The sequence below is a fragment of the Paraherbaspirillum soli genome (assembly GCF_042654985.1).
Lineage (GTDB): Bacteria > Pseudomonadota > Gammaproteobacteria > Burkholderiales > Burkholderiaceae_D > Paraherbaspirillum > Paraherbaspirillum soli.
Genome location: NZ_JBHSMT010000028.1, coordinates 289,190 through 297,389, shown reverse-complemented (window position 1 = coordinate 297,389; position 8,200 = coordinate 289,190). Strand labels below are relative to the sequence as shown.

Sequence of the window (8,200 nt, the reverse complement as noted above, 5' to 3'; positions counted from 1 at the left end):
GCAGGGCGCGTATCCGCTTGCAAGCGGATACCGTTCCGCAGGCAGATGGCATGCCATCTGAAACCCCTGCTACACCCTTCCGACGGCGTGAATCGCATCACTTGGTCAAGCCCTTGGCTTTTTTCGGTGGTTCGCCATGTCGGAAGGCGCTACGCTTTTCCGACCTACTTCAACCCCGTTTTGTTTCTTTAGGGCTATTCCTGCCCACGCCACTTCGGTTATTCTCGAGGCCGCGATCGCCTGCCTGTCTTTTTGCAAAAGCTCGTCGCATTGACTGATTAATTGACACTTACCGGTGCCCACCGGCACCTGAATCCATCCAGCGAAAGGGACTCTCTTGTTTACTCAACCTCTTCTATTGAAAATCTTGCGCCGGGCCGGCTGTGCCGTGCTGGCCGGCGCCACCCTGATGACCGCGGCCTGCGCGGTGCCGGTGGCCGATCATCATTGCCTGACCGAGTGCACGCCCCGCATCGGGATAGTCTCGGCTTTTGGCGCCGAGGCCGACATCCTGCTGGCGCAGACCGAGAAAAAACACGACTGGCTGATCAACGGCAATCGCTTTACCACCGGTGAGCTGCGCGGCAACCCGGTGACGATAGTGTTGAGCGGGGTCAGCATGATCAATGCGACCATGATGACGCAACTGATGCTGGATCATTTTCATATCGAACGCTTGTTGTTGAGCGGGATTGCCGGCGGCGTCAATCCGGCCAGCCATGTCGGCGACGTGATCGTGCCGGAGCGCTGGGCGATGCCGATGGAGGTGTACTGGAACGGCGACGGCAGCGTGCCCGCGGCCTGCGGTACGGCCGGCGATGTCAGCTGCCTGGGCCTCAAATTGGCGACCCAAGACGGCCAGCCGCGCCCCGATTTCAAGATCGGTACGCCTAAGGGCGCGGTCAGCACCGGTCTTTTCATGCGCGACAATTTTGTGATGAATGCGGCCAATGCGCCGCAAGGCGAGTTCCGTTTTGACTATCAGGCTGATCCGGCGATGCTGGCGGTGGCGCGTACCTTGAAGCCTGAGCTGGCAAAGTGCGGACCGAAAAATCCCTCCTTGTGCGTCAGCACCCAACCCGTCTTGCGCGTTGGCGGCAGGGCGGTGTCCGGCACTGCCTTCCTGGCCAATCCCGATTACCGTGCTTACCTGTACAGCAGCTTGCAGGCGGAAGCGGTGGATATGGAAACCGCGGCTTTCGCCCATGTCGCGTATGCCAATCGGGTGCCGTTCATTGCGTTCCGCAGCTTGTCGGACCTGGCCGGCGGCAATGATTTCAAGGATGTCGGCGCCTTCTTCGGCAGCGGCCTGGCCGAAACCAACGAGGCCAGTGTGACGCTAGCCTTCCTGGACGCATGGAAGCGTCGTCATACGCACTGATCGCGATGCATCAACGTAGATGCGTAGGTTGGGCTGCAAAGCCCAACGTTTGGTCATGATTAAAGAAATGTTGGGCTTTGCAGCCCAACCTACCGCCCGTTCAACGGGCCACGGAACGCCGAGGTGTTGATTTGCTTGAGCCCTATAACACCATCATCAGATCTTCCACCCAAGGAGCCAACCCATGCTGCTGCACACCATCTACCTGATCGCCATCGTGGCCGAGGCCATGTCCGGCGCCATCATGGGCATGCGGCGCGGCATGGATTTGTTCGGTCTGTGCCTGATCGGCACGGTCACCGCACTGGGCGGCGGCTCGATCCGGGATGTGCTGCTCGGCCACTATCCGCTGGGCTGGATCGCCCATCCCGAATACCTGTTGTTCACGATCGGTGCATCCATCGCGACGGCGCTGGTGGCGCGTTTCATGCACCATTTGCGCACCGTGTTTTTGCTGGTCGATGCATTGGGACTGGTGGCGTTTAGCGTGATCGGTTGCGATGTCGCCCGAGCCTTTGACTTACACCCCGGCATTGTGGTGCTGGCCGGCGTGATGACCGGCGTTTTCGGCGGCTTGCTGCGCGACGTGTTGTGCAACCAGATTCCGCTGGTGCTGCAACGTGAATTTTATGCCACCGTCGCACTTTTTACCGGTGCGCTATATGTCGGCTTGCTCCGGTTCGAGATCGATCCGGCGTTGGCGCCGCTGCTTGCGATAGGCGCGGGCTTCCTGTTCCGTCTGCTGGCGATGCGCTTTCATTGGCAATTGCCGAGCTTTAATAGCGACCGCTTGCGCGGCTTCGATTAGGGGTACCTCGAAAAACCTACGGCAGAGTTTGGCAAACCCGCCTATCTCGATACGCTGGTGCGCCACAGTAGCGGCAGCGCTGTTTAATCTGCGGCAAGGCCGTCGCAAATAAGACAGCGCATGCGGCAAGACGGCGCAAGGCATTCACCTGTGCGATTTGTTTGCCGCGTTATAGGCTGCATAAGCGGCAGCATGAACGGATGCGTGAGCGGATGCATGATCGATCGAATCAACTGCCGCAGCTTTAGCCGCTGGCGCCGGGGCGCCGGCGATGGGCGCGTCGTAGCTATCGACCATCAGGTCGAGTTTTTCGCCGGGCAGGATATAGGTTTTCGGCAAATCGACTTTGGTATTGCTGGCCACCGGTTTGCCGTCGGTGTTCTTGATGTTGATGGCGCCTTCGCCGTCTTCTTCGTTGACGATCACGACCGAGGTGTCCGGCAGTACGCCTGTGGCATGCGACGCGCCGCCGGCGAGCAAGCCAAGCAGGCAGGCGGCCTGGATCATGGGGCGAAGTCTGATGGCGGATGGCGTGAGTTTCATGGTGGGTGACTCCGAATTAAGGATGAGTAAATGAATGCGAAAAACCTGTGTGCCGCTTTCACGACAGACGCGGGATGACCAGCCATCAGGGAGATTGCAAGGAAAGGCGACGCACCTTACAGGTGCTTGATTTCCAGCGTGAACAAGCCGCCCGGCATGAAGTCGCTACTCAGGTCATTGACAGGCTTGACGATCAATTGGAACTGGAATAATTGCGCTGCTTTTGTCATGACCGCCATTATTGCTGCGGCACGGCATAGCGAAAATCGGTGCGATCTTATTAATCGGATGAGACAAATCTTATTTTGCGGATGCGATATCCGATGGCGGCCAAGCGCTGCCGCGCTTTGGCGGGGTGGGATGGTTTGAGGGTGAGGGGGGCGTAGCGGAAGGAGGGACTTGCAGTCGCTGCGGCGGCGTCGGCGGGGCACTTTCGCGCCCGCCGACGCCGTTCATATTGCTGGCTTACTTGAACTGATACCGCATGTTGGCGTAGATGAAGCGCCCGGTCAGGTCGTTCCGGCTTTGCACGAAGTCATCGAGATAGGCCGTATTCGCATAGATCGGTGCCTTGTCGAACAGATTGTTGACGCCGAAGTTCAGCGTCAGGTTCTTGCTCGGCCGGGTATTGAAGTTCATGTCCCATACCGTGAAAGAAGGAATCCGCGCATTGGTAATGGCCGGGTCCTGAGCGTGGGTCGGGTCGTCGATATTGAGCGTACTGGCCTGGGTTCTCGCGGTGAAGGCCAGTTCGTGGACGCCGTACTCATAGCCGACCCGGAACGAATTGCTCCAGCGCGGATGGTTGAGCGTGTCCAGTCGGCTGACCGGTGTGGCGCCTGGGGTAATGCTTTGGTTGAAACTGAGGGTGTAGTTATTGACCTCGCGGAAGGTCAGCTTGCCCCAGCTGCCGAGCGGCAATCCGTATTTCAGATCGATGTCCAGTCCCTGGGTATTGGTTTTGCCGACATTCATATAGGGCGTAGTGACGGTACTGATACGGCCCTTGGTGAGTCCCGGATGCTTGGCTTCCAAAGCGGAATTGCGCGGATCGCGGCCTACCAGTGCGGCGTAACCCGGGATGCTGTCTTCATGGTCGACCAGGTATTGCGGGTCCAGCGCCTGGATCGTGTTGCGTTGCCAGATGCCGTACCAGTCGATGCTTGCCGACAGCTCTTTGGTCGGTTGCAGCACCAGACCGAACGAGTAGTTATTGGCTTTTTCCGCCTCCAGCTTTGGATTCCCTACTGAAAACTGGCGTGGGCTGTAACTGCAATTTGCGCCCACATACCCGAGCGGGCCGCAGCGGGCGTAATCGGCAACTCTGTTGGCATAGCCGGTCGTGGTCGAGCTGATTTCCGGCAGGGTCGGCGCCTTGAACGAGGTGGTGGCCGAGCCTCTGACCAGGACTTCTTTCGAAGGACGCCAGGCCAGCGCGATTTTTGGATTGACCGAATTGCCGAAGTCGCTGTAATGATCGCCGCGCAGCGCCAACTGCATTTCAATCTGCTTCATGATCGGCACGTTAAATTCGCCATACAGCGAATATACCGAGCGGCTGGCCCTGCTGGCGGTTGCGCCCGAATTCGTAATGTTTCCCGCCACCATCTGTGGATCCGGCCGATCGTCGATGGATTCGTGACTGGCTTGCGCACCCCAGGCGAATCCGACCGATTCGGAGAACAAAGAGAACAGCTTGGGCGTGGACATTTTCCAGTCCGCCGTTTCCAGTTGCGAGATGGATTCACGGCGGGCGGTTGTCAGTAGCGGATCGACCACGCTGGCAGGATTCTGGAAAACAAAAGGATCGTAACCGCCCTGGCCAAGCAAGCCGCGCTGCAGCGAGGCCGACGACGCGTCTTTCAGCACCGCGTCGGTGGTGCGGTCGGTGAGGCGACTCCGGTTGTAGGTGGCGGCTGCTTCGCTGTCCCAGTTGCCGAGCGTACCGCGCCAGCCTCCGACTAGCCGCAGGCTATCGCTGGTGATGTGGTCCGAGGTCGGCGCCGCCTCATAAATACGACGAAACACCTGCAATTTGTCGCCTGGCGTAAAGCCAACTGACGAGCCATCGGCGCTTGGCCCTGGCAAATTGTTCAGCCCGGGATTGGTTGAGCCGGCGGTTTTTCCTATGAACGCAGTGTCAAAACGCGGGAAGCCGCTTTCGAAATCGACTTCGCTGTGATTCAGTCCGACTTCGGCAAACAGCTCATTCTGGCCGCTCAGACGTTGGGTAAAGATTCCAGAGATCCCGATTCGTTCGATTCTCGGCGTAAGCTGGACATTTTGGTTGGTGAAACAGTCCAAGTCGCCGGTGCCGGGAGAGACGCCAACTGTACCTCGGCAACCTGGAATCGGAACGCCCGGCTCACCGCTGGTGAAGTCGCGTACGGAGCCCAGATAGAGGTCGGGGTTGCGCGCGTCGCCGCCGCGAAAGCGCGTGAAGAAGTCACGGTCCCTGGTGGCGTCGTGCTTGTCGCTCCACAGCGGATCGCGATGGAAGACGTCGACGCTCAGCAACAAGTTGTGCCCATCTTTATCAAGATCGCCAAAACCGGCGGTAATGCTGGCATTGGCAGTGCTACCGTCGCCGTGTTCATTGCTCCCAAGGTTGGCGCTGGCTTCGATGCCCTGATAGTTTTTCTTGGTTTTGAAATTGATCACGCCCGCTACTGCGTCTGAGCCGTAAATCGCGGAGGCGCCGTCGCGCAGGATTTCGACTGATTCAAGCGCGGCCAGCGGCAGGTTGTTCAAATCGACGAAGGAGTTTTCCGCACCGTCGGCGAAACCGTAGTTGGCCAGACGACGGCCGTTCAACAGGATCAAAGTGTATTTCGAACCAAGGCCGCGCAACGATACCGATGATGCGCCGATCGCGAACGACAGATTATCGTTGCCGCTCAGGACCGTGGAAACCGATGGCAATTTGCTCAATAGCTCAAGCACGGTGCTGGCGCCAGATTTTTCGATCTCCGCGCGTTTGATGGTCTCGACCGCGGTCGGGCCTTCCCTGTTGATGCGCGAAATGTTTGAACCGGTAATGGTCACGCGTTCAAGTTTTTTTTCTGACTCCGAAACTGCATCATCCTTGGCGTCGGCAGCATAGGCCGAGGGCAGGTGGATGAGTCCGATTGCAGCAATGGTTGATGCCAAAAGCGTTTTTTTCATCAGGGAAGGGCTCCGTGTCGTGTTTTTGGAAAATGGCGAGTCTGAATAGGCCGCGCAACGCATCGAGAGCATCGTCCGGTGTCAACTCGACAATGCCCAAGGAGGCATCATTCTGTATTAATTTGTTGTTTTGTGTAAATAAATGTAAATGCTTAGATGCAATTCTCTAATCGCTGCGTTTTTGCTGATCAGTGTCACAAATGTCATATTTTGTGTGGTAAGACATTTCCGTGTGGCACTGTTTTGCGAGGGTGGGCGTCGTCAGCCACAGCAGGCAAACCGCCAACTGCGATGACAATCATTGAATGTATGCCGGGAAAATTGACGGGACTTGGCGCGCTTGGCTGCCTATACTGTCGATATGTTTTTTGGCTATCCAGCAAGCTGTTGCTACTGCCAGTTGCCAACCTGGGCCAAGCAATGCCAACCCATCACCGCTTTTTTACACCTGCAAAATCATGGAACTCGAATTAAAACTGCTGCTCGATCCAGCCGAGGTCGGCGCTTTCCGGCGTCATCCATTGTTAAAACAAACCGCAACCGGCAAACCGCGCACGCAGCAGCTGACCAGCATTTATTTCGATACGCCGGAGCTTTACCTGAAGCAGAACGAGGCCGCGTTGCGGGTGCGCAAAGTAGGGCGCAGCTGGGTCCAGACTTTCAAGGGCGGCGGCCGGGTCGAAGCCGGATTGCATCAGCGTCACGAATGGGAGTCCGAGGTCGGCGGCGCCAATCCCGATTTGAGCGCCTTGCGCGCCTTGGCGGAGGCGGACGATTCGCCGCTGGCGCAATTGCTGTCCGACCCGACTCTGGCGAAGCGCCTGACACCGATATTTACGACCGAATTTCAGCGCACCATCTGGTTATTGCGGCTGGCCGACGGCGCCGAGGTGGAGCTGGCGCTGGATCAGGGCACGGTGCAGCACGGCCGCCAGCAGCTGCCGATCAGCGAGGTCGAGCTGGAACTGAAGGCGGGCGATGCCGGCAGCTTGTTCGACTTGGCCCTGGCGCTGCAGGACAAGGTTGCGCTGCGGGTCGGCAATATCAGCAAGGCCGAGCGCGGCTACGGCTTGCATGTGCCGCAGCCGCCGGCGGTGATCAAGGCGGAAACGTTCGAGCTGGATCCCGCATTGGACGTGGAGCAAGGGTTCCAAGTCATCGCCGGCGATTGCCTGGCGCAGATCCAGGGCAACGAGTCCGGCGTGGTGTTCGGCAGCGACCCCGAGAGCGTGCACCAGATGCGCATCGGTTTGCGGCGTCTGCGTGCTGCATTTGATGTGTTTGGACGGGCGCTGCCGAACCCGGTCGAGATCCTGGCTGAGCTCGACTGGCTGGGTGGCGAGCTGGGTCCGGCGCGCGACTGGCAAGTGCTGGCCGACGAGACCCTGGCCAATGTCGCCGTGCGCTGTCCGGATGCGCCGCAACTGACAGCGTTGTGCGAGCTGGCGTTGCGGCAAGCGCGGACGCAGCGCAAAGTCGCCGTTGCCGCCGTCGATTCGGTGCGCTATGCGCGGCTGATGTTGCTGCTGGCTAGCTGGTTGCAGGGCCAGCACTGGCGCGACGTGCTGCTTGAGAGCGATAGCGAGACCGCCGATCAGCTGGCGTTGCTGGCGATGCCGCTCAAACAATTCGCCCAGGAAAAACTGGCCTTATTGCAGCAGAAGCTGCGAAAGCGCGGCAAGCAACTCAAGCATGGTGACGCTCAGCTGCGCCACCGGACCCGCATCGCCGCCAAGAAAACACGCTATGTCGCAGAATTTTTCCAGTCGTATTTCCCGAGCCGGCGCACGCATGCCTATCTAGCCGCGCTGATGACTTTGCAGGATACATTGGGCGGCGCCAACGATAGGGCGGTGGCCGCGCAGCTATTGCAGCAGCTGGTGCGCAAGCAGCCGAAGCTGGCCGCAGGCAGCGGTTTCGTCAGCGGCTTTTATGCCGCCGACAGCCGGCGCGAACTGCGCAAAATCGTCCGCCTGTGGCACGGGTTCATTGCATTAAAACCGCCTGTGAAGAGCAAATAGGGCAGAATACGCGCCCTGAACCTGATCTGTAACCTTAATCAAAGCTGGAGAGTCATCATGACCTACGAAGAATACCTGGACGAAGTCACCACGCTGATGGTGGAAAGATATGACCTGAAGGATGCGGACGCGATCAAATATGTGATGCGCGCCCAGGCTGCCGACTATTTCACCTTGCACGACGACGATCCGGCCATGCGCACCCAGGAGCGCGCCGAGCAAGACGCCAAGGCCATCTACGAACAAAGAAACAAATCGCAGCCCGGGCTGTACAAGAAATAA

At 58.7% G+C, this 8,200-nt stretch carries 7 protein-coding genes; 4 read left to right on the top strand and 3 right to left on the bottom strand.

Annotated features, from left to right (window positions below):
• Nucleotides 1–337: 337 nt before the first annotated feature.
• Nucleotides 338–1,381 carry a 5'-methylthioadenosine/S-adenosylhomocysteine nucleosidase gene (locus ACFPM8_RS17445; RefSeq protein WP_378999334.1) on the top strand — a complete coding sequence of 348 codons (1,044 nt, stop codon included), beginning with the start codon at nt 338–340 and terminating at the stop codon, nt 1,379–1,381.
• A gap of 184 nt (nt 1,382–1,565) precedes the next feature.
• Entirely contained in the window at nt 1,566–2,189 is a 624-nt protein-coding gene (locus tag ACFPM8_RS17440) for a trimeric intracellular cation channel family protein (protein WP_378999332.1), read from the top strand.
• Between the two features lie 144 nt (nt 2,190–2,333).
• Here the strand turns inward: ACFPM8_RS17440 and ACFPM8_RS17435 are convergent, their stop codons facing one another.
• The 3 genes from ACFPM8_RS17435 to ACFPM8_RS17425 form a co-directional block, all read right to left on the bottom strand.
• On the bottom strand, nt 2,334–2,732 hold the full coding sequence (locus ACFPM8_RS17435) for a hypothetical protein (RefSeq protein ID WP_378999330.1): 399 nt from the start codon (nt 2,730–2,732) through the stop codon (nt 2,334–2,336).
• A 116-nt stretch (nt 2,733–2,848) separates the two neighbouring features.
• A complete protein-coding gene (locus ACFPM8_RS17430; RefSeq protein WP_378999329.1) occupies nt 2,849–2,971 on the bottom strand; it encodes a hypothetical protein in 123 nt (40 codons plus the stop codon).
• Nucleotides 2,972–3,197: 226 nt separating this feature from the next.
• Nucleotides 3,198–5,897 (bottom strand): TonB-dependent receptor plug domain-containing protein, encoded by a 2,700-nt coding sequence (locus ACFPM8_RS17425; RefSeq protein ID WP_378999327.1) that lies wholly within the window; start codon nt 5,895–5,897, stop codon nt 3,198–3,200.
• Nucleotides 5,898–6,355: 458 nt separating this feature from the next.
• Here ACFPM8_RS17425 and ACFPM8_RS17420 point away from each other — a divergent pair, with 458 nt between their 5' ends.
• On the top strand, nt 6,356–7,918 hold the full coding sequence (locus ACFPM8_RS17420) for a CYTH and CHAD domain-containing protein (protein ID WP_378999324.1): 1,563 nt from the start codon (nt 6,356–6,358) through the stop codon (nt 7,916–7,918).
• 57 nt (nt 7,919–7,975) lie between these two features.
• Nucleotides 7,976–8,200 (top strand): hypothetical protein, encoded by a 225-nt coding sequence (locus ACFPM8_RS17415; RefSeq protein ID WP_378999322.1) that lies wholly within the window; start codon nt 7,976–7,978, stop codon nt 8,198–8,200.

Coding starts and splice junctions, on each gene's coding strand:
- ACFPM8_RS17430 (WP_378999329.1), bottom strand. CDS start 2,971: ATGGCGGTCATGACAAAAGCAGCGCAATTATTCCAGTTCCAATTGATC.
- ACFPM8_RS17425 (WP_378999327.1), bottom strand. CDS start 5,897: ATGAAAAAAACGCTTTTGGCATCAACCATTGCTGCAATCGGACTCATC.
- ACFPM8_RS17415 (WP_378999322.1), top strand. CDS start 7,976: ATGACCTACGAAGAATACCTGGACGAAGTCACCACGCTGATGGTGGAA.
- ACFPM8_RS17420 (WP_378999324.1), top strand. CDS start 6,356: ATGGAACTCGAATTAAAACTGCTGCTCGATCCAGCCGAGGTCGGCGCT.
- ACFPM8_RS17435 (WP_378999330.1), bottom strand. CDS start 2,732: ATGAAACTCACGCCATCCGCCATCAGACTTCGCCCCATGATCCAGGCC.
- ACFPM8_RS17440 (WP_378999332.1), top strand. CDS start 1,566: ATGCTGCTGCACACCATCTACCTGATCGCCATCGTGGCCGAGGCCATG.